The 18677-nt window shown below is 71.6% G+C and carries 19 protein-coding genes; 6 read left to right on the forward strand and 13 right to left on the reverse strand.

What is annotated here, in order from left to right; all coding sequences use genetic code 11:
- Nucleotides 1-24: 24 nt before the first annotated feature.
- Genes HNR30_RS28380 through HNR30_RS28395 form a run of 4 tightly spaced genes read right to left on the reverse strand, consistent with a single transcriptional unit; the run spans nt 25 to nt 2922 of the window.
- A complete protein-coding gene (locus HNR30_RS28380; RefSeq protein WP_181613134.1) occupies nt 25-186 on the reverse strand; it encodes a hypothetical protein in 162 nt (53 codons plus the stop codon).
- A 28-nt stretch (nt 187-214) separates the two neighbouring features.
- Nucleotides 215-997: an SDR family NAD(P)-dependent oxidoreductase gene (locus tag HNR30_RS28385; RefSeq protein WP_181613135.1), complete on the reverse strand. Its 783-nt coding sequence runs from the start codon at nt 995-997 to the stop codon at nt 215-217.
- Nucleotides 994-1947, reverse strand: coding sequence for an AurF N-oxygenase family protein (locus HNR30_RS28390; protein WP_181613136.1), 954 nt, complete (start codon nt 1945-1947; stop codon nt 994-996). Before HNR30_RS28390 ends, HNR30_RS28385 begins: the two co-directional genes overlap by 4 nt.
- A gap of 60 nt (nt 1948-2007) precedes the next feature.
- A complete protein-coding gene (locus HNR30_RS28395) occupies nt 2008-2922 on the reverse strand; it encodes an SDR family NAD(P)-dependent oxidoreductase (RefSeq protein ID WP_181613137.1) in 915 nt (304 codons plus the stop codon).
- A gap of 82 nt (nt 2923-3004) precedes the next feature.
- On the opposite strand from HNR30_RS28395, the gene HNR30_RS28400 reads away from it, so the two are divergent.
- On the forward strand, nt 3005-3568 hold the full coding sequence (locus HNR30_RS28400; RefSeq protein ID WP_181613138.1) for a TetR/AcrR family transcriptional regulator: 564 nt from the start codon (nt 3005-3007) through the stop codon (nt 3566-3568).
- A 43-nt stretch (nt 3569-3611) separates the two neighbouring features.
- Here the strand turns inward: HNR30_RS28400 and HNR30_RS28405 are convergent, their stop codons facing one another.
- The 3 genes from HNR30_RS28405 to HNR30_RS28415 form a co-directional block, all read right to left on the reverse strand.
- Nucleotides 3612-4460 (reverse strand): hypothetical protein, encoded by an 849-nt coding sequence (locus HNR30_RS28405; RefSeq protein WP_181613139.1) that lies wholly within the window; start codon nt 4458-4460, stop codon nt 3612-3614.
- Nucleotides 4461-4557: 97 nt separating this feature from the next.
- Nucleotides 4558-5898, reverse strand: a complete 1341-nt coding sequence (locus tag HNR30_RS50320; RefSeq protein ID WP_181613140.1) for a sensor histidine kinase — start codon at nt 5896-5898, stop codon at nt 4558-4560.
- 3 nt (nt 5899-5901) lie between these two features.
- A complete protein-coding gene (locus tag HNR30_RS28415; protein WP_312894692.1) occupies nt 5902-7245 on the reverse strand; it encodes a sensor histidine kinase in 1344 nt (447 codons plus the stop codon).
- Between the two features lie 148 nt (nt 7246-7393).
- Here HNR30_RS28415 and HNR30_RS28420 point away from each other — a divergent pair, with 148 nt between their 5' ends.
- The 3 genes from HNR30_RS28420 to HNR30_RS28430 are packed head-to-tail and all read left to right on the forward strand — an operon-like array spanning nt 7394 to nt 10938.
- On the forward strand, nt 7394-8539 hold the full coding sequence (locus tag HNR30_RS28420; RefSeq protein WP_181613141.1) for an acyl-CoA dehydrogenase family protein: 1146 nt from the start codon (nt 7394-7396) through the stop codon (nt 8537-8539).
- A complete protein-coding gene (locus HNR30_RS28425) occupies nt 8536-9516 on the forward strand; it encodes an acyl-CoA dehydrogenase family protein (protein ID WP_181613142.1) in 981 nt (326 codons plus the stop codon). Before HNR30_RS28420 ends, HNR30_RS28425 begins: the two co-directional genes overlap by 4 nt.
- Nucleotides 9517-10938, forward strand: coding sequence for an AMP-binding protein (locus tag HNR30_RS28430; protein ID WP_181613143.1), 1422 nt, complete (start codon nt 9517-9519; stop codon nt 10936-10938). It begins immediately after the preceding gene.
- Here the strand turns inward: HNR30_RS28430 and HNR30_RS28435 are convergent.
- Both HNR30_RS28435 and HNR30_RS28440 read right to left on the reverse strand, forming a co-directional pair.
- Nucleotides 10913-11800, reverse strand: a complete 888-nt coding sequence (locus tag HNR30_RS28435) for a carboxymuconolactone decarboxylase family protein (protein WP_220134131.1) — start codon at nt 11798-11800, stop codon at nt 10913-10915. The two genes, HNR30_RS28430 and HNR30_RS28435, sit on opposite strands and share 26 nt — an antisense overlap.
- Nucleotides 11797-12951: an FAD-binding oxidoreductase gene (locus HNR30_RS28440; RefSeq protein ID WP_181613144.1), complete on the reverse strand. Its 1155-nt coding sequence runs from the start codon at nt 12949-12951 to the stop codon at nt 11797-11799. Before HNR30_RS28440 ends, HNR30_RS28435 begins: the two co-directional genes overlap by 4 nt.
- A gap of 121 nt (nt 12952-13072) precedes the next feature.
- Here HNR30_RS28440 and HNR30_RS28445 point away from each other — a divergent pair, with 121 nt between their 5' ends.
- Entirely contained in the window at nt 13073-14176 is a 1104-nt protein-coding gene (locus tag HNR30_RS28445; protein ID WP_181613145.1) for a sensor histidine kinase, read from the forward strand.
- Nucleotides 14173-14826, forward strand: a complete 654-nt coding sequence (locus tag HNR30_RS28450; RefSeq protein ID WP_181613146.1) for a response regulator — start codon at nt 14173-14175, stop codon at nt 14824-14826. The genes HNR30_RS28445 and HNR30_RS28450 overlap by 4 nt, the downstream gene beginning before the upstream one ends.
- On the opposite strand, the gene HNR30_RS28455 is transcribed toward HNR30_RS28450, so the two are convergent.
- From HNR30_RS28455 to HNR30_RS28470, 4 genes are read right to left on the reverse strand one after another with little or no spacing between them, the layout of a single operon-like run.
- Nucleotides 14810-15922 carry a C45 family peptidase gene (locus tag HNR30_RS28455; protein WP_181613147.1) on the reverse strand — a complete coding sequence of 371 codons (1113 nt, stop codon included), beginning with the start codon at nt 15920-15922 and terminating at the stop codon, nt 14810-14812. The two genes, HNR30_RS28450 and HNR30_RS28455, sit on opposite strands and share 17 nt — an antisense overlap.
- A 3-nt stretch (nt 15923-15925) precedes the next feature.
- On the reverse strand, nt 15926-16897 hold the full coding sequence (locus HNR30_RS28460) for a helix-turn-helix transcriptional regulator (RefSeq protein WP_181613148.1): 972 nt from the start codon (nt 16895-16897) through the stop codon (nt 15926-15928).
- A 16-nt stretch (nt 16898-16913) separates the two neighbouring features.
- Nucleotides 16914-17786, reverse strand: a complete 873-nt coding sequence (locus HNR30_RS28465) for an NADP-dependent oxidoreductase (RefSeq protein ID WP_181613149.1) — start codon at nt 17784-17786, stop codon at nt 16914-16916.
- 1 nt (nt 17787) lies between these two features.
- The gene (locus tag HNR30_RS28470; protein ID WP_181613150.1) at nt 17788-18654 is read right to left on the reverse strand and encodes a zinc-binding dehydrogenase; all 867 of its coding nucleotides are present in this window, start codon (nt 18652-18654) and stop codon (nt 17788-17790) included.
- Between the last annotated feature and the right edge of the window lie 23 nt (nt 18655-18677).

An 18677-nucleotide genomic window follows, 5' to 3' on the forward strand; every position in this document is an offset into this window, starting at 1 on the left:
GACCGGCATCTGTGGTTTCACCCTCTAGCTTCGGCCGGGGCGGGTGCCGTGCCGCTGGCCGCGGCGTACGGGAAGTGACTGCTTGGCGATCCGTTTCGAGGTTCCACCACCCGAAGTGGTGCGCTCGGTGAACGCCGCGCGGGCGTTGTCCTGCTTGCGCTTCGGGTCCTGGAAATGTGCCGTCATATGTCCGTTATGTCCGATTTAAGGCGCGCTAAACGTTTCTGGTCAGTCCGCGTACGGCACGCGCCGCGACACGGATCGCCGACGACGGCGACAGCCGTACCCCGCGCCAGGCCGCGCGGGCGCTGGCGGGCGCGACGATCAGCGCCTGGTTGCGCGCGATGCCGCGCACGATGTCGCGGGCCAGATCCTCCACCGGGTAGAGGCGGCCCTGCACCCGGATCGCCGCGCTCCTGGCGTGCTTGGAGGCCTCGGTCTCCGGCAGGTCGGGGTTGGCGTGGTCGAGCAGGGGGGTGTCGGTGAAGCCCGGGCAGACCACGCTCACCCGCACGCCGTGGCGCGCCGCCTCGGCGCGCAGCGCGGTCGACAGGCCCACCACCGCGTGCTTGGTGGTGGTGTAGGGCAGCATCAGCGGCGCCGGAACCAGCCCGGCCAGCGACGCGGTGTTGACGATGTGACCGAAACCCTGCTCGACCATCACCGGATAGGCGGCGTGCACGCCGTGCACCACCCCGCGCAGGTTGACGTCGATCGCGCGGTTCCAGTGGTCGAGCGTGAGCTCGTCGGTGGCGCCGCCGATCGCGATGCCCGCGTTGTTCATGATCAGATCGAGCCGGCCGTACTCCCGCTTGACCTGGCCGACCAGCGCGGCCACCGCCTCGGGGTCGGTCACGTCGAGCTTGACCGAGACGACCTCGGGGTCGTCGCCGCGCTCCAGGTCGGCGACGGTGACGCGGGCGCCCCGTCGTACCAGTTCGCCGGCCACCGCCCGGCCGATGCCGGAGGCGCCTCCGGTGATGATCGCCGTTCTCATGCCGCGATGCCCATGACACTCCAGATCCTGCGGCTGACAGGGTTCATCAGGCCCAGCTCCGCGCACAACTCCCTGGTCTTGCCGACCGAGTCGCTGATCTCCTGCTTGGCCGCGGTGTTGTCGCGGTAGCACTCGTCGACGACGTGGCCGGGGATCCCGAAGTGCCTGATCATGGGACCGGGCGGGGCGAGCATGATGCGCGCCATGATGCCCAGGATGACCGGCGAGATCAAGCTCAGCATCGCCCTGCGGTAACGCGGCATCCGGGGCACGCGCCTGCGCAGGTAGTGGCGGGCGAAGGAGATGTGCCTGGCCTCCTCGGCGATGTGGATGCGCATGATGGTCTCTTCGAGCGGGTGGTGCCTGTGCCCGTCCTTGAGCACCTTGCGCTGCACGTGGTCGATCGGGTCCTCGCCGCCCAGGACGAAGATGAAGAACAGCTCGGTCGAGATCAGCGGGATCCAGGGGGCCGCCTGGGCGATCACGCTCAGGGGCCCCGGCATGCCGCGGATCGGGAGCTTCGTGCGGTTGACGAACTCCTGGAACATCATCCCGTGATGTCCCTCTTCGATGGTCTCGTGGTAGACGTAGCGGAACTCGGGCGAGCCGTTCGGCAGGCGGTAGGCGTAGTTCAGCAGCCCCCGCTTGAGCAGGTTCTCGAACTGCAGGCCGATCTTCATCGCCGTCGCGACCCTGAACAGGCCGATCCGCGCCTGGAGTTCTTCGGGCAGTCCCTGGTACCAGGCGGTCGAGCCGAGCTTGTCCACCTCCGGCAACCTCCACCGGGGGTCGTCGTGGTGGACCAGGAAGTCGGGGTCGTCCCAGGGGATGTCCTTGTACGGCTCCCAGTGCTTGTCGACCGACGCCTTCGAGAGGCGTTCGATGACCGCTTCGTAGGCTCGCTGCTCGTTGATCGGGTCGTCGCGTTCGCCGGCGGCGATTGAGCTCATCGGTGGCTCCTCTCCCAGGCTCGTATTGTACAAACCATCCAATAAGCCTGGGAAGGGCCCTCAGCCGAGCGCGGCGTCGATCATGCGGCGCAGCGCCTGCGCCCCGTCGATCCCCAGCGCCCCCTGCAGCGCCGCGGCCAGCACCTCGGCCGGGTCGGTGACCTTCACCTCCGCCATCGCGGCGGCCAGGCCCTCGACGGTGCCGCCGCTCTCCACCCGCTCGCCCGCCGCCCAGCCCCGCAGGACCGTCACGACGCTGCCGCGCACCGACAGCACCTGGCCGTTGAGCGGGCAGGACTCGCTCGCCAGGTAGGCCGCGACCGGGGCGATCGCGGCGGGCGAGGTCAGCTCGCCCGGCACGGTCTCCGTCAGCCTGGTGCGCACCATGGAGGGTGACAGGCAGTTCACCCGCACGCCGTACCTCCCCAGCTCCAGCGCGTGGACCTGGGTCATCGCCGCCACGGCGGCGTTGGCGGAGGCGTAGTTGGTCTGGCCGGGAAGCGGGTTGGTCAGCCCGGAGCCCGAGGCGGTGTTGACGATCGCCCGGTCGCGCACGAGACCGCTGTCCGCCCAGTGCCGCGCAGCCCAGTGACTGACCGCGAAGCCGCCCCTGAGCTTGACCGCCACGACGCTGTCGAAGTCGTCCTCCGTCATGGTGACCAGCGCCCGGTTGCGCTCGACCGCGGCGTTGTTGACCACGATGTCCAGGTCGCCGAAGGCCTCCAGCGCGCTCTCCACGACGCTGCGCGCCCCCGCCCAGTCCGCCACGTCCGCGGTGCTGGCGACCGCCTGGCCGCCCGCCGCCCTGATCTCCTCCACCACCCGCTGGGCGACGGCCGGGTCGCCGCCCGACCCGTCGGCCGCCACGCCGGGGTCGTTGACCACGACCCTGGCCCCTCGTGCCGCGAAGAACAACGCCTCCTCGCGCCCGATCCCTCGTCCCGCTCCGGTGATGACCGCCACTCGTCCGTTCATGCTTTGTGTTTAATCGGCCGGGACGGTGACTCGTAAGGAGGCCACCGCCCAGGGTGTCGCTTAGGCGACACGGAGGAGGGATGTGTCGGATCTGCGAGTACGGCGCACGCGCAAGCTCCTGCGCGAGGCGCTGATCGAGCTGGTGGGGGAGCGGGGCTACGACACCGTGACGGTGCGGGACATCGCCGAGCGGGCCATGGTCAACCGCGCGACCTTCTACGCCCATTTCGACGACAAGTACGACCTGCTGCTCGACGTGATCGGCGGCACCTTCGCGCCGGTGCGCGACAACCCGCCGCTGCCGGATCCGGGCGTTCCCGGCTGGCTGGTGGAGTTCCTGGAGAACCTGGCCGCGCGCCGCAGGTTCTACCTGGGCGTGCTGGGCGAGCGCGGCTCGGCGCGGGTGCGCGAGGACCTGCGCGTCTACCTGGAGGGCCTGCTGCGGGGCCGGATCCGCGCCGCGGGGATCGAGCCGGAGCGGGCGCGGGTGCCGCACGAGGTGGTGGTGGCCTTCGCGGTGTCGGCGGCGATGGGCTCGCTGGTGTGGTGGCTGGAGCAGGACGAGCCCCACCCGGCGGGACAGGCGGCGGCGTGGTATCTGGAGATGCTGACGCCCGGCGTCTACCGGGCGCTGGGGGTCGGCTAGCGGCGCCGGGGGTGCCTGGAGGCGGACAGGCACCCCGCCCGGGCTACTGGCGCACGATCTCCTCGCAGTTCACCGGCGCGGGGTCGAGCGTCCGGTCGATGAAGATCTGGTCGCCGGTGCCGTCACCGCAGTCGGCGGCCTGGTCGGCCAGCAGGTCCTTGGTGAACAGCAGGTCGTCGCCGTCGCCACCGCTCAGCCTGTCGCCGGAGTTGTCGCCCGCACCCTGGACGAACCCGTCGTCGATGCGGTTGTCCCTGCGGTCGCCCCGCAGGTCGTCGCCGAACGGCGAGCCGGTGAGCTCCTCGACCCCGACGACCGAGTTGCGGTCGCCGGTGCGGCCGTCCTCGAGCCCGTCCGAGCCGTTCTCGAGCGAGACGCGGACCGCCGCGTCGCTGCCGCGGTAGGAGATCTTGTCGAAGTTGCCGTCACCGCCGTTCCAGATGATCGCGGTGCGCTGGGCGTTCTTGACGCCGGCGAGGAAGGAGTCGTCGCCGTCCCCGCCGTTGACGATGCCGGTGAAGATCGCGCCGACGCTGAAGACGTCGTTGCGGTCTCCCAGGTTGGCGACGAACCTCTTGATCGCCGTGCCGGCCGCCGGGCCGCAGGTGACCGCGCGGGGGCTGAGCTGCTGGCAACCCGCGCCGGCGGTGAGCGCCACGGTGTCGAACACCGCGATGTGCGGGACCCCGTCACGGTTGAAGGTGGTCAGCGAGGCCGAGTTGCTCGCCTGGCTGCCCGCCCGGTAGATGACGGTCGGCACGCCGGCGTCCACGGCGACTTCGACGATGCCGGAGGCGGCCGCCTGGCCGGGCACCGCCGCGGCGCCGATCAGCGCGGCGGAGGCCACACCGAGAAGGGAAAGGCGGGCCAGGTTGTGCTTCAGGGAAAACATGGGCTTCTCCTGTCTGATGATTCCCCCGTGGGGGACTGTCAGAGAGGCAGACGCTCCATGCGGAATGATCTGTTCCGTTGTGCGTAAAACGACACGTTCAGGCCATCGGCAGCCGCAGGACGAAGCGGGCGCCGCGTGCGGAGTCCTCGATGGTCAGGGAGCCGCCGTGGGCTTTGGCGATCTCGCGGGCGATGGGCAGGCCGAGGCCGGTGCCTCCGGCGTCGACGTTGCGGGAGGCGTCGAGGCGGGTGAAGCGCCGGAAGACGATCTCGCGCTGTTCTGCTTCGATGCCCGCGCCGTCGTCGACGACCTCCAGGACGGCGCAGCCGTCCTCGGTCCGCACCGAGACGTCGATCCGCGACACCGCGTGCCGCTGGGCGTTGTCGACGAGGTTGGTGAGCAGCCGGGCCAGCCGCAACCGGTCGCCCACGACGAAGACCCCCGGCTCCAATGAGCGCACCAGGGTCTTGCCCGGCGTGCGCCGGTCGAGCTCGGTGGCGACCAGTTCCCCCAGATCGAGCCGGTCCTGCTTGCCCGGCGTGCCCGACTCCAGCCGCGCCAGGGCGAGCAGGTCGGTGGCGAGGGCCTGCAGCCGCTCGATGCTGGCCATCAGGGCCCGGCTGGTCTGCTCCCAGTCGGTGTCGTCCGGGTGGAGCATCGCCTCCTCCACCTGGGCGCGCATGGCGGTGATGGGGCTGCGCAGGTCGTGGGAGGCGTCGGAGGCGAAGCGGCGCTGCTGCTCGACGGTCGCCTCCAGCCGGTCGAGCGTGGCGTTGATGGTCTGCGCGAGGGAGTCGAACTCGTCGCGGTGACTGGCGCGCGGCACCCGGCGGCCGAGGTCGGTGGAGGTGATCTCGGCCAGCTCGTTCTGGATCGCCGACACCGGTTCCAGGGCCCTGCGCAGGCCGCGGGAGGAGATCCAGGCGGTCACCCCGGCCAGCACCAGCGCCCCGCCGACCATCCCGGCGATGTACTTCACATCGATGTACCACGGCACGGTGGGAGCGAAGGCGTAGGACATCCAGTACTCGTCGCCGACCGCGACCCGGAACCCCACCGTGATCAGGCACCCGGGCATGGCGGGAACGCAGGTCGTGGTGTCGACGCGCCCGTCCTCGCCCGTCGGCCGCACGGTGGTGAGCGGCGGCTTGCCGACCAGTTTCGGGCTCGCCTGCCGTACCTCGTTCTTGTTGTCGAGCACCTGGATGAGATCGATGTCCTCGACCGGCGCGACGGGCTTGAGCAGGTCGTCGGCGGCGTAACGCTCGACGGTGAAGGCCACCCTGCGGGAGGTGGCCGCCACCTGCTCGGAGACGTAGTCGGCCAGCAGGAGGTAGACCAGCGGCGTGACCAGCGTGGCGATGAGCAGGTTGAGCAGGAGGGCGGCGACGCCGGCCGCGGCCGTCAGCCGCGCTCGCACCGACCAGGTCGTGAACACCGCTCATGCCTCCCTCAGGGGCAGCCGCAGGACGAAGCGGGCGCCGCGCGCGGAGTCCTCGATGGTCAGGGAGCCGCCGTGGGCTTTGGCGATCTCGCGGGCGATGGGCAGGCCGAGGCCGGTGCCTCCGGCGTCGACGTTGCGGGAGGCGTCGAGGCGGGTGAAGCGCCGGAAGACGATCTCGCGCTGTTCGGGTTCGATGCCCGCGCCGTCGTCGGCCACCTCCACGACGGCCAGGCGGCCCTCGGCCCGCACGGAGATCTCGATGAGCGAGGAGGCGTGCCGCTGGGCGTTGTCGACGAGGTTGGTGAGCAGCCTGACCAGCCGCAACCGGTCGCCGTCGACCACGACCTCGGGCATGAGGTCGAGCTTGACCTCCTTGCCGTTGGGGCGCCTGGACATCTCCTCGGCGGCCAGCGAGCCCAGGTCGATGCTCTCGACCTGGCTGGGCGCGCCCGCGTCGAGCCTGGCCAGGGTCAGCAGGTCGGTGACGATGGCCTGCAGCCGGTCGATGCTGGCCATCAGGGCGCGGCCGGTCTGCTCCCAGTCGGTGTCGTCCGGGTGCAGCATCGCCTCCTCGACCTGCGTGCGCATGGCGGTGATGGGGCTGCGCAGGTCGTGGGAGGCGTCGGAGGCGAAGCGCCGCTGCTGCTCGACGGCGGCCTCCAGCCGGTCGAGCGTGGAGTTGGCCGTTTCCGCCAGCGCGTGGATCTCGTCCTTCGCCGCGGGGACGGGCACCCGCTGCCCGAGGTCGGTGGCGGTGATGTCGGCGAGCTTGGAGCGGATCGCGTCGACGGGCGCGAGCGTCTTGGCCACGGTGCGGGAGGTGCCGTACGCGGTCAGGGCGATCATGCCGAGTGAGAGCGCGGTGAGCCCGGCGATCACCCATCCGTGCACGTACCAGGGGATCGCGCCGGAGGCGGTGTAGACGATCCAGTCGCCGTCGTCCTCGTAGACGCGGAACGACGCGATGACCATGCAGTCGCCGTCGAAGTCCGCCACGCCGCAGATGACCTCGGTACGGCTCGCGTTGTCGGCGTCGGGCACCACGTCCGTGATGGGCGCCTTGCCGGTCAGCGTCGCGGATGCCGACACGACCTGGCCGGTGGCGTTGAGCACCTGCGCGCCGTCGACGTCGGTGTTGAGCTCGGCGGGCAGGGTGCCGCGTTTGATCTGGTGCACGATGCGCAGCGCCGCGCTGATCACCTGGTTGGTGCGGTAGTCGTCGGCGGCGGTGTGCACGCCGTAGAGCACCAGGGTGTTCAGGACAAGGCAGATCAGTGCCATGACGACGCTGGCGATCAGTGTCAGCCTCGCACGCACGGACCCCGCGAACCGTGTGATCACGCCTCTCCCCCTGGTAATCAGGTGATCACACTAGGTGGAGTTCACCCTAATTAAGGGAGATTCGGTCATAAAAACGGACAAAACCTTGCCCTATGCGAGGCCCTTTCCGCTGATTAGAGTAAGTGAGCACTGATCTCGAGGAGGCGGAGTGAATCTGGACGAATACCGCCGCACGGCCCGGCAGTGGCTGGAGGCCAACACCCCGGCGGCGGAGGGCGTCGACGGCGCCAAACGATTCATGGCCGGGCTGTACGACGCCGGATATTCCGGCATCACCTGGCCCAAGGAATGGGGCGGCCAGGGACTCGGACAGGCCGAGGAAAGAGCCTTCGCCGAAGTCGCCAGGGAATTCTCCATGCCGACGCCGATCTTCTCGATCGGCCTGGGCATGTGCGGTCCCACGCTGGTCGACAGGGGCGACGACGAGCAGCGTGCCCGCTGGATCCGGCCGCTGCTGCGCGGCGAGGAGATCTGGTGCCAGCTGTTCTCCGAGCCGGGAGCGGGCAGCGACGTGGCCAGCCTCCAGACGCGTGCCGTACGCGACGGCGAGGGCTGGATCGTCAACGGCCAGAAGGTGTGGACCACCAACGCGCAGTACGCCGACTGGGGCCTCATCCTCACCCGCACCGACATCGACGTGCCCAAACACAAGGGCCTGACCATGTTCGTGGTCAACATGCGCCACCCGGGGGTGACCGTACGGCCGCTGCGTGACATGACGGGACGCGCGCACTTCAACGAGATCTTCTTCGACGACGTGCACATCCCCGACTCCGACCGCGTCGGCGAGGTCAACGACGGCTGGTCCGTGGCCGTCACGACGCTCCTGCACGAGCGGCTGTCGATCTCGGCGGGCGTCGGCATGAGCGGCGACAACCCCACCTCCCTGGAGGCCCTGCGCGAGGTGGTCGACACCGACGACCCCCTGGTCCGCGACCAGCTGGTCGAGCTGTACATCAGATCCAAGGCGCTGCAGCTGTTCAACCAGCGGCTGGGCCAGGAGACCAGGGCCGGGATCTTCCCCGGCGCCCGCGGCAGCGCCGCCAAGCTCCTGCTCGCCGAGCTGACCGTCTTCCAGGCCGACCTGGCGGTGAACCTGGTCGGCCCGCAGGCGCTGCTGGAGGACGACCGGCTGGCCTTCGCCGTCTCCTGGGCGCCGGGCATGGCGCTCGGCGGCGGCACCAACGAGATCATGCGCGGCATCGTCGGCGACCGCGTGCTCAACCTGCCGCCCGAGCCCCGCGTCGACAAGACCGTGCCGTTCAAGGACCTGAAGGTGGGGACCCAGGCGTGAACCTGTTGCTGACCGCGGAGCAGCAGGAGCTCCGCACCGCCGTCCGCTCCTTCCTGGCGGCCAACGCCAGGCCGCGCGACGGCCACGACCCGGCCGTCTACCGCCGGCTCAACGGCGAACTCGGCCTCGCGGGCCTGCTGGTCCCCGAGGAGTACGGCGGAGCCGGAGCGGGCTACGCCGAGCTGGCCGTGGCCCTGGAGGAGACGGGCGCCGCCCTGCTGCCCGGGCCGTACCTGGCCACCGTCTTCGCCACGATCGCGCTGAGCCTCACCCCCGACAAGGAACTGCTCACCCAGATCGCCGAGGGCCGCGCGGTCACCCTCGCCGAGGGGCCGGGCCTGACCGGCACCTACGAGCAGGTGCTCAGCGGCATGGAGGCCGAGGTCCTGGTCACCCGCGTCGGCGACACGTTCTACGCGGTCGAGCTCGACGGGCCGGGCGTCAGCCGTACGGCACAGCCCGCGCTCGACGTCACCCGCGGCTACGCCAGGATCGAGCTCGACCAGCCCCCCGCCCGTGAGCTGGGCGCGGCTCCTGAGTCGGGCGTCTTCGACCGCATGGCCATCGCCCTGGCCGCCGAGCAGCTGGGCGTCATGCGCGCCTCGCTCGACGCGATCGTGGCCTACGCCAAGATCCGCGCCGCCTTCGGCCGCCTGATCGGCTCCTACCAGGCGGTCAAGCACAAGCTCGCCGACATGCACGGCAAGCTCGAGCAGGCCGAGTCGATCGTCCGATACGCCGCCTGGACGGCCGACAACGAGCCGGGGGAGGTGGCCCGCGCGGGCATGTTCGCCCAGGCCTTCGTCGGGCGGGCATGTTTCGAGGTGGCCCGCGACCACCTGCTGCTGCACGGAGGCATCGGCTTCACCTGGGAGCACGACGCCCACCTGTACTACAAGCGCGCCAAGGCCGACGAGGTCCTGCTCGGCCCGCCGCGCGTCTACCGCGCCAGACTCGCCCAGCTCCTGGAGCTCTAGATGGATCTTCCGGGTTTCTACGCCATCGCCCAAGCCCATCCCGACCGCCTCGCCATCGCCGAACCCCAGGTGACCTACGGCGAGCTCCTCGCGCTGACCAACCGGGTCAGCCACGGCCTGCGCGCCCGCGGGCTGCAGAACGGCGACGTGGTCGCCGGGGTCCTGCGCAACGGGATCGACCAGGTGGTCATGCTGATGGCCACCGGACAGATCGGCCTGTACTACGTGCCGATCAACTGGCACCTGACGCAACCCGAGATCGACTACATCGTCGCCGACTGCGACGCCAAGGTGGTCGTCACGACCGGGGTGGCCGACCTGGCGGCAGACCAGCCCACCGCGTCGCCCGCCGACCGGAGCATGGGCGCGGTCATGTGGTACACCTCCGGCACGACCGGCTTCCCCAAGGGCGTGCAGCGCCCGCTGCCCGGGGCCGAGCCCGAGGCCGTCGTACCGCTCTACCAGTGGTTCCTGGGCGAGGTCTGCGACCTGAAGCAGGGCGACGCGGTGCACCTGGTCACCTCGCCGATGTACCACTCCTCGCCCTGCGCGCACACGATGTTCGCCCTGCACCTCGGGCACACGCTGGTGATCGCGCCGCGCTTCGAACCCGAGCCGATCCTGGAGCTGATCGAGCGCCACCGGGTCACCAACGCGATGATGGTGCCGACCATGTTCCACCGCATGCTCCAGCTGCCCGAGGAGGTGCGGCGGCGCCATGACGTGTCGTCGTTGCAGCAGGTCATCCATACCGCGGCGGCCTGCCCCGTGGCGGTCAAGAAGGGGATCATGAACTGGTGGGGCCCGGTGCTCTACGAGTACTACGGCTCCACCGAGTCGACCATCGCCTTCTCGGTCAAGCCGCACGACTGGCTGGCGCACCCTGGCACGGTCGGCAAGCCCGCCCCGACCTTCGAGGTGCGCATCCTCGACGAGAACGGCGACGACCTGCCGCCGGGCGAACCCGGAATGATCTACGTCAAGTCCGGCCTGGGCACCTTCGAGTACCGCAAGGACCGGGCCAAGACCGAGGCCAGCATGCGCGGCGAGTGGTACGCCCCCGGCGACATCGGCTACCTCGACAAGGAGGGCTACCTGTTCCTGTGCGACCGCCGCACCGACCTGATCATCTCGGGCGGGGTCAACATCTACCCCGCCGAGATCGAGGCGGCGCTGCTGGAGCACCCGGCGGTCGCCGACGTGGCCGTGATCGGCGTCCCCGACGAGGAGTGGGGGCACAACGTCGTCGCCCTGGTCCAGCCCCTGTCCGAGGTGAGCGCCGGGGAGCTGCTGGAGCATCTGGAGCCTCGCCTGGCGCGCTTCAAGCACCCGAAGGTGATCGAGTTCCGCGAGGCGCTGCCGCGCACGCCCACCGGGAAGTTGTCGCGCTCCAAGGTCAGAGAGGAGTACCTGCGAGGATGAGCCGCTCGTGGCGGCGCATCGCCGCCACGGCGCCCGAGGCGATCACCCTCACGAGTTCCTCGGGGCCGAGCCCGCACGAGCCGAGGTCGTCGTCGGTGATCCGGTAGGGCGCCAGGGCGACCTTGGCCCGCAGCCGGGCGACCGGCTCGTCGGGCCAGCGGTGGGTGAGCGGCGGATGGCCGCCGTCCCAGGTGTCCAGGCCCGGCACGACGGCGTCGTCTGCCAGGGCGCACAGGGCGGCGTAGGCCGTGCCGACGGGGCTGTCCTCCGCCCACGCGGGCGCGTCGGGCCGCACGGTGAGCAGCTTGAGGCTGTCGCCCGGCGGCGCGACCCGGCGGACCGTACTGGCGAAGGCCCGCCCCGCCAGCGACCGTACGGCACGCCAGCGTTGCATGCCGCCGGGCAGCACGTCGGGGGAGTGCAGCGTGGAGACCATGCGGTTGACGAAGTGGAAGGCCAGCGCGGTCCCCACCAGCTCGGGCTCGTCCAGGCCGCGCCCGTCGAGCAGCGCCGCCTGGCGCGGATCGGCCGGGCGCTCGCCGCGCGCGATGGCCTCGGCCAGCCGGTGCCGGCCGGTGGCGTGCAGCAACATCGTGTGGGCGTCGAAGCAGAACGGGCACCGGTTGCGCTCGGAGACGCCGATGGCGACCAGTTCGCGCTCGGTCCTGCTGACCGTTCCCGCCACGAGCGACTCGCGCAGCAGCGCCCAGGCGGCGGCCATGAGGTCGGGGGCGTGCGACAGCGGCATCAGCGGGCGCAGCCGTGTCATGCCCATGTCGCGCGCCTGCTGGCTGTAGATCTCGGCGACGAGCCCGGTCGCGTCACGCGGCTCGACAGGGATGATGTGCCTGAATTTCATCATGATCCGATCAGGTGCGAAGGGCGGAACAGGTTGTCGGGGTCGTGGAGCTTCTTCAGCTCCACGAGGCGCTCGTAGTCGGCGCGGGTGTAGGCGTCGGCCGTGCGCGAGGTGTCGACCAGGAAGTTCAGGAACGCCCCGCCGGTCCTGCCGGGCAGGTCGACCGGCTCGGAGCTGATGACGGAGAAGGGCACGTCGCGGTGGCCTGCGGGCCCCTCGCCGTGCGCCATCGCCCCGCCCCAGCGCCTGACCTCGCCGAAGACGCCCTCCAGCGGCGGCAGCCGGTGGAACAGCTCGAAGCCGTGAGCGACGGGCGCCGGGTCGTGCCTGGGCCCGAGCACGTCGCCCGCCTCCTGGAAGCTCATCTCGGCGAAGCCGCCCCGGAGGGGATCGCCGGCCGCCTTCAGCAGCGGAGCCAGCGCGCGCTCGCCGCCCTCGACGGCGAGGACGCGCAGGCCCACCATGCCCGGCATGAGCAGGACGGCCGCGTTGAGCTCGTCGGGCTGCTCCAGCTCCTCGAAGGCGGCCAGCACCTCCTGGGCGCGTTCGCCGGGGTGGAAGCTCCTCCCTGCCACCACCCGCTCCGCGGGGAACAGCCGCAGCGTGAGCTCGGTGACCACGCCGAAGTTGCCGCTGCCGCCCTTCAGCGCCCACAGCAGCTCGTCACGGGCCTCGACGAGCTCGCCGTCGGCGGTGACGATCGTGGCTCCCAGCAGGCTGTCGGCCGCCAGGCCGTACTTCCTGGACAGGTATCCCGCGCCGCCGCCCAGGGTGTAGCCGCTCACGCCGATCCACGGGGTGCCCGACAGGGGCGCCAGGCCGTACGGCGCGGCGGCCGCGATCACGTCCGACCACACCGCCCCGGCGCCCACGCTCACCTCGCGCCTGAACGGGTCGACGAAGACATGGTCGAGGTCGCCGGTCCTGAGCAGCAGCGCTCCCGGCACATCGGCCAGCGTGCCGTGGCCGGTGGCCTGCACGGTCAGCGGCATCTCCTTGGTCCTGGCCTCAAGGACGGCGCAGCGCACGTCCTGCGGCGTGAGCGCCTCCGCGACAAGGGCGGGGCGCGGGTCCACGGCACGGTTCCAGGCGCGGCGGGCCTCGTCGTATCCGGCGTCGCCTGGACGGTGGACGCTTCCGGTGAAATCTCTCATGGCCCCAACGATCGCCCGCGGCGTGCCCGCGGTCGTCGTGCCTGGAGAGACACCTGATGATGCGCTCGAAGTACTCCCACCGTACGACGCGCCCGGCGGATCTTTGTCGTACCTTGACGACATGAACAGGGTCGATGTCATGGTGGCTCCGGTGGTCGGCGCCCTGATGGTGGGCACGGCCGCGCTCAACGGGGTGGCGGGCCCGGCCGGTTACGGCCTGCTCGTGCTCTCCGCGGCGGCGCTGGCCGCGCACCGGCGTCATCCGCTCCACGTCCTGGCCGTCACCTCGGTGCTGGCCGCGTGCTATGTGCTCGCCGTCGAGCCGGAGATGGCCGCCACCATCCCCGCCCTGATCACGCTGGCCAGCGTGGTGCGCCACGGGCACCGTCGTGCCGCCCAGGTCGCCGCGCTGGGCCTGGTGGCCGCGATGACCGGCGGCTACCTGCTCTCCGACCAGCCCGTGCTCGCCGCCGTCAAGGGCGGTTTCCTGGTCATGGGCTGGTTCGTCGCCGCCGTCGCCATGGGCATCGCGCTGCAGCAGGCCGACCGGCGGGCGCTCGACGCCGAGCACTCCCGCGAGGAGGCCGCGTTGCGCCGGGCGGGAGAGGAGCGGCTGCGCATCGCGCGCGAGCTGCACGACTCGCTCACCCACACGATCTCGGTGATCAAGGTGCAGGCCGGTGTGGCCGTCCACCTCACCTCCAAGCGCGGCGAGCAGGCGTCACCCGCTCTGCTGGCGATCCAGGAGGCCAGCGGCGAGGCCATGCGCGAGCTGCGCGAGACGCTGGAGGTGCTGCGTGACGACACCGTGGCGCTGGCCAGGCTGCCCGAGCTCATCTCCCGCATGCGGGCCATGGGGCAGGAGGTGGCGCTGACGGTCGAGGGCAACAGCCGGGCCCTGCCCGCCTCCGTCGACCAGGCGGCCTTCCGTATCGTGCAGGAGGCGCTGACCAACTGCGTCAGGCACGCGCCCGGCGCGCAGGCCTCGGTGCTGGTGGAGTACGGCAAGCAGGAGGTCGTGGTCGAGGTGAGCGACACCGGAGGGGCGGCCGCTCCAGGCGAGGGCCTCGCGGGGGGCGGCAAGGGGCTGACCGGCATGCGCGAGCGCGTCGACGCGCTCGGCGGCAGGCTGGAGGCGGGTCCGGCCGGGCGGGGCTTCACCGTCAGGGCGTGGCTGCCCGTCGAGGTCACGGCCGGCCTGTCCGGCAAGGCGCTGCCGGCATGATCCGCGTGGTGCTGGCCGACGACCAGGCGCTGATCAGGGCGGGCTTCCGCGCCCTGCTGGAGGCCGAGGAGAGCATCGAGGTCGTGGGGGAGGCCTGCAACGGTGCCGAGGCGGTCGCGCTGGTCACCGAGCACGTGCCCGAGGTGGTGCTGCTCGACGTGCAGATGCCGGTGATGGACGGCATCGAGGCGACCAGGCGCATCGCCGCCGACCCGGCTCTGGCCGGGGTGCACGTGGTGATCCTCACCAACTACGGCGTCGACGAGTACGTCTTCGACGCCCTGCGGGCCGGGGCGGCCGGCTTCATGCTGAAGGACACCGACCCGGCTGACCTGCTCCACGCGATCCGGGTGGCCGCCAGGGGCGACGCGCTGCTGTCGCCCGGCATCACCCGCAGGCTGATCGACGAGTTCGTCTCGCGCGGCAGGCCGGTGCAGGGCGACCTGAGCGCGCTCACCTCCCGCGAACGGGAGGTGGTCGCGCTGGTCGGCCAGGGCCTGTCGAACGAGGAGATCGCCACGGAGCTGGTGGTGAGCCCGTTCACCGCCAAGACCCACGTCAGCAGGGCGATGACCAAGCTGGGTGTGCGCGACCGCGCCCAGCTCGTCGTGATGGCCTACGAGTCGGGGCTGGTCACACCCCGGCGGTGAACAGCAGCTCCTGGGTGTAGCGCGGCTCCCGCTCGCCGTCGCCGAGGTAGAAGCGCACGGCCATGGTGCGGTCGTAAGTGTCGAACACCGTGTTCCACGTCGTGCGCCACGGGCTGTCCTGCCCGGCCTGGACTCCTCGCAGCGCGGCGCGCAGCGACTCGGGCGACATGGTGACGCCGCGGCTGGCGTCGAAGATGGAGCGCAGGCGCGCGTAGGTGGTCATGGTCAGCTCGTCGTCCTCGGGCAGCGAGCGCGGGTCCGGGTGGCGGTGGAGCGGGTGGTTGGTGACGCACAGGGCCGCGTCGCCCACCTCGAAGGCGTTGCCGTTCTCCCACACGAAGGCCCGTCCGGCGGCGTCGGCCACGATGTAGTGCAGCGGCATGCCGAAGTCGTAGGTCGGCAGCCCCTTCAGCGCCGTCTTGGCCTGCTCGGTGTCCTCGCAGGTGTCGAGCAGGAACCGCAGCAACTGCACCGAGCTGACCCCAATGCCGGGCGTGGTGTCCGTGGGCGGCTCGGTCCGGGCGTAGTCCTCCATGAGCAGCGCCACGGCCAGGCCCGCCTCGTTGATGCCGTCCATGGCGCCGTCGAGGTCGGACATCGACACCACGGTCGAGGCCAGGCCCTCGTCGGGCACGGTGGTGACGACGTGCGGGCGGGCGGCCATGGGCAGCTCGCCCGGCTGGGGCCCGCCCAGGCCCATGAGCTCGCTGGTGGTCAGGGTGAAGAAGTCGTAGTTGCGGCCGATCCGGCCGTGTCCGTCGGTGCTGGCCGAGGGCGGGACCCACAACGCCGAGCAGCCCATGGCCATGCCGGTCAGCCCGTCGAAGGTCAGGCCGTCGGCGCAGGCCCCGCCGTGCTCCTGCGCCCACAGGGCGCGGGCGCCCTCGATCCTGGCGTGGTGCTGCGGCCAGTGCTCGGCGAACCAGGCCATGCGGGCCCGGTTCAGCTCCGGGTCGACCGGCTGGGGCCGCCATCCGAAGACCTCGGCGGCCTGCGCCGCGAGGAGGCGGCCGATGGCCTGCTGGTCGCCGGTGGCGGTGACGTGGTGGACGAGCTGGAAGTCGTTCGCGCTGCCCGCGATCTGCTTGACTGTCATGCCTCACACGGTCGGCTCCGGCGCTGACCGCGCGCTGACCGCCCGCTGGTAGCGCTCGGCCACGATCCGCAAGTGCTCGATCAGTTCGGGCGAGTCGAGCACCTCGAAGTCGATGCCGAGGAAGCCGATCCACACCGCCATCGCGCCGGGGTCGTCGGCGCCGACACGCAGCAGGCAGGTCTGTTCCGTCTCCGGCTCCACGTCCAGGCCCATGGGCAGGCTGGTCAGCCGTTCCGCCGGGGCGAACATCCGCACGGTCGCGCGGTGACGCCACATCGCGGTGTTGACGCCGCGTTCCACGTGTTCGGCCACGTCGAAGGGCACCTCGCGCGGGGTGAAGCGGCGGCCGTTGGGGGTGCGCGGCGTGATGCGGTCGACCCGGTAGGTGCGCCAGTCCTCGCGCTGCACGTCCCATCCGACCAGGTACCAGCGGCCGCGGCGGTGCACCAGCTTGTACGGCTCGGCCTCGCGCACGCTGGCCTCGCCGTCGTGGACGGTGTAGTCGAAGCGCAGCCGCTCGTGGTCGCGCGCGGCGTTGGCGATCGTCGTCAGGGTCTCCGGCGGCACGCTCGGCGTGGTTCCCGGGATGTGCACGGTGTGGGTGTTGAGCGCGTTGACCCGGTGCCGGAGCCGCGACGGCAGCACCTGCTCCAGCTTGGCCAGCGCCCTGATCGAGCTCTCCTCGATGCCGGCCACTCCGCCGCCCGCCGCCCTGCCCAGGCCCACGGCGACCGCCACCGCCTCGTCGTCGTCGAGCAGGAGCGGCGGCAGCGCGGCGCCGGCGCCCAGCCGGTAGCCGCCCGCCACCCCGGGCGTGGCGTGCACCGGGTAGCCGAGCGTGCGCAGGCGCTCCACGTCGTTGCGAATGGTCCTGGTCGACACGCCCAGGCGGCCGGCCAGCTCCGGGCCCGACCATTCGCGGTGGGCCTGGAGCAGCGACAGCAGGCGGAGCAGTCGGGCCGAGGTTTCCAGCATGACGACATTCTGCCCGCTATCGAGGAAGATTTCCTTCCGCGATCGCGATGACGATCTTCCCGCGCAGGTGGCCCTCCTCGCTCAGCCGGTGCGCCTCCGCGGTCCGGCCGAGCGGGAAGACGGCGGCGATGGGCAGCCGCACGACCGGCAGGAGCTCGGCGAACACCTCCGCCAGCGGCACCCCTTCCGTGCTGGCGGAGGAGAACAGCTCGGGGACGTCGTGGCTGGCGATCGACACCACGCGGCTCGTGAGCTTCAGCGACTCGGCCAGCTCGCCGCGCCCCGAGGCGTCCAGGATCGCGTCGACGCGGCCGGCCCTGTCCGGCCAGCCGTCGCCGTACACGATCGGCTCGACGCCGAGCGAGCGCAGGTAGTCGTGGTGACGGGGGCTGGCCGTGCCGACCACCCCGGCTCCTCTCGACAGCGCCGTCTGCGCGGCCGCGAGGCCGACGCCGCCCGCGACCGCGTGGACGAGGAGCCTCTCGCCCGGCAGGAGCGCCAGGCGGCGCAGCGTGCGGAAGGCCGTCTCCGCCGCCACCGGCAGCGCGGCGGCCTGCTCGAAGGTCAGGTCGTCGGGCTTGGGCAGCAGGTCGTCGGCCCTGGCGAGGGTATGGGTGGCGACCGCGGTGCCCGGGGCGAGGCCGAAGACGGCCTGCCCGGGGGTGAAACGCGGGTCGCCGCCCTCCACGACGCCCGACATCTCCAGACCTGTGCCGCTGGGCAGCGGCGAGGGCATGAAGCCGCGCCGCAGCTTCCAGTCGATGGCGTTGACCGCGGCGGCCCGCACCCTGACCAGCACCTCCCCAGGGCCCGGCTCGGGGACCTCGAAGGGACGCAGCTCCAGCACCTCGGCCGGGCCGTACTGGGAGAACTCGATCCTGGCGGCCATGTCAGACCACCAGCAGCGTCTTGCCGAGGACCGAGCGGGACTCGATCGCCTCGTGGGCGGCGGCCGCGCGGTGCAGCGGCTCCGTCAGCCCGATCACCGGCCGCAGCCCGCCACGCGCGGCCAGGCCGAGCACCCGCGAGGTCAGCTCGGCGTGCCGCTCGGGGGAGAACTGGACCTGCTCCATGCCGGTGACCCTGTCGCCCTGGACGGGCGCGGGGGAGCCGCTCGCCACGCCGTAGGCGAAGAACCTGCGCCGGGTCCTGGCGAACGCGGCCTCGCCGACCGTGCCGCCCACGCCGTCGAAGGCCACGTCGACCTCGGGCAGCTCGTCGGCGTAGCCGAGGACCCGCGTGGCGCCCAGGTCCAGCGCCAGCGCGCGTTTGCCGTCGCTGCCCGCGACCGCCACCACGTGGGCGCCGCTCGCGGCGGCGAGCTGGACCAGCAGGGTACCCAGGCCGCCCGCGGCGGCGGTGACCAGCACCCGGTCACCGTCCGTCAGCGCCGCGGCCTCCGCGAGCGCCAGCGCGGCGGGTCCCGCCTGCAGCAACGCGGCGGCCTGCACCGGCTCCAGGGCCTCGGGCACGGGGATCACCACGCCGGCCACGGCCCGATCGGCGTATCCGCCCTCGACCATCGCCACCACCGGCCGGCCCTCGTGCAACCCCGCCACCCCGGTGCCGGGAATGTACGGCGGAGTCTGGCCGAACCACTCGCGCCCCCATCCGGAACGCAACTGGGCGTCGAGCGACAACACGTCGGCCACGGTCACGTCGATCAGCTTCTGACCGGGACCGGGCACCGGCTCCGGCACCTCGGACACGTCAAGGACTTCTGGACCCCCGAAACGGGTCACCCGCACAGCTCTCATGACGACGAGCGTGCAACCTCAAC

The sequence above is a fragment of the Nonomuraea soli genome, from assembly GCF_013761175.1.
In the GTDB taxonomy this organism is placed as follows: domain Bacteria; phylum Actinomycetota; class Actinomycetes; order Streptosporangiales; family Streptosporangiaceae; genus Nonomuraea; species Nonomuraea soli.

What these genes read in the sequence shown, in the direction of transcription:
- HNR30_RS28380 (WP_181613134.1), bottom strand. Translation starts at nt 186, where the DNA reads ATGACGGCACATTTCCAGGACCCGAAGCGCAAGCAGGACAACGCCCGC.
- HNR30_RS28385 (WP_181613135.1), bottom strand. Translation starts at nt 997, where the DNA reads ATGAGAACGGCGATCATCACCGGAGGCGCCTCCGGCATCGGCCGGGCG.
- HNR30_RS28390 (WP_181613136.1), bottom strand. Translation starts at nt 1,947, where the DNA reads ATGAGCTCAATCGCCGCCGGCGAACGCGACGACCCGATCAACGAGCAG.
- HNR30_RS28395 (WP_181613137.1), bottom strand. Translation starts at nt 2,922, where the DNA reads ATGAACGGACGAGTGGCGGTCATCACCGGAGCGGGACGAGGGATCGGG.
- HNR30_RS28405 (WP_181613139.1), bottom strand. Translation starts at nt 4,460, where the DNA reads ATGTTTTCCCTGAAGCACAACCTGGCCCGCCTTTCCCTTCTCGGTGTG.
- HNR30_RS28430 (WP_181613143.1), top strand. Translation starts at nt 9,517, where the DNA reads ATGGATCTTCCGGGTTTCTACGCCATCGCCCAAGCCCATCCCGACCGC.
- HNR30_RS28435 (WP_220134131.1), bottom strand. Translation starts at nt 11,800, where the DNA reads ATGATGAAATTCAGGCACATCATCCCTGTCGAGCCGCGTGACGCGACC.
- HNR30_RS28440 (WP_181613144.1), bottom strand. Translation starts at nt 12,951, where the DNA reads ATGAGAGATTTCACCGGAAGCGTCCACCGTCCAGGCGACGCCGGATAC.
- HNR30_RS28445 (WP_181613145.1), top strand. Translation starts at nt 13,073, where the DNA reads ATGAACAGGGTCGATGTCATGGTGGCTCCGGTGGTCGGCGCCCTGATG.
- HNR30_RS28450 (WP_181613146.1), top strand. Translation starts at nt 14,173, where the DNA reads ATGATCCGCGTGGTGCTGGCCGACGACCAGGCGCTGATCAGGGCGGGC.
- HNR30_RS28455 (WP_181613147.1), bottom strand. Translation starts at nt 15,922, where the DNA reads ATGACAGTCAAGCAGATCGCGGGCAGCGCGAACGACTTCCAGCTCGTC.
- HNR30_RS28460 (WP_181613148.1), bottom strand. Translation starts at nt 16,897, where the DNA reads ATGCTGGAAACCTCGGCCCGACTGCTCCGCCTGCTGTCGCTGCTCCAG.
- HNR30_RS28465 (WP_181613149.1), bottom strand. Translation starts at nt 17,786, where the DNA reads ATGGCCGCCAGGATCGAGTTCTCCCAGTACGGCCCGGCCGAGGTGCTG.
- HNR30_RS28470 (WP_181613150.1), bottom strand. Translation starts at nt 18,654, where the DNA reads ATGAGAGCTGTGCGGGTGACCCGTTTCGGGGGTCCAGAAGTCCTTGAC.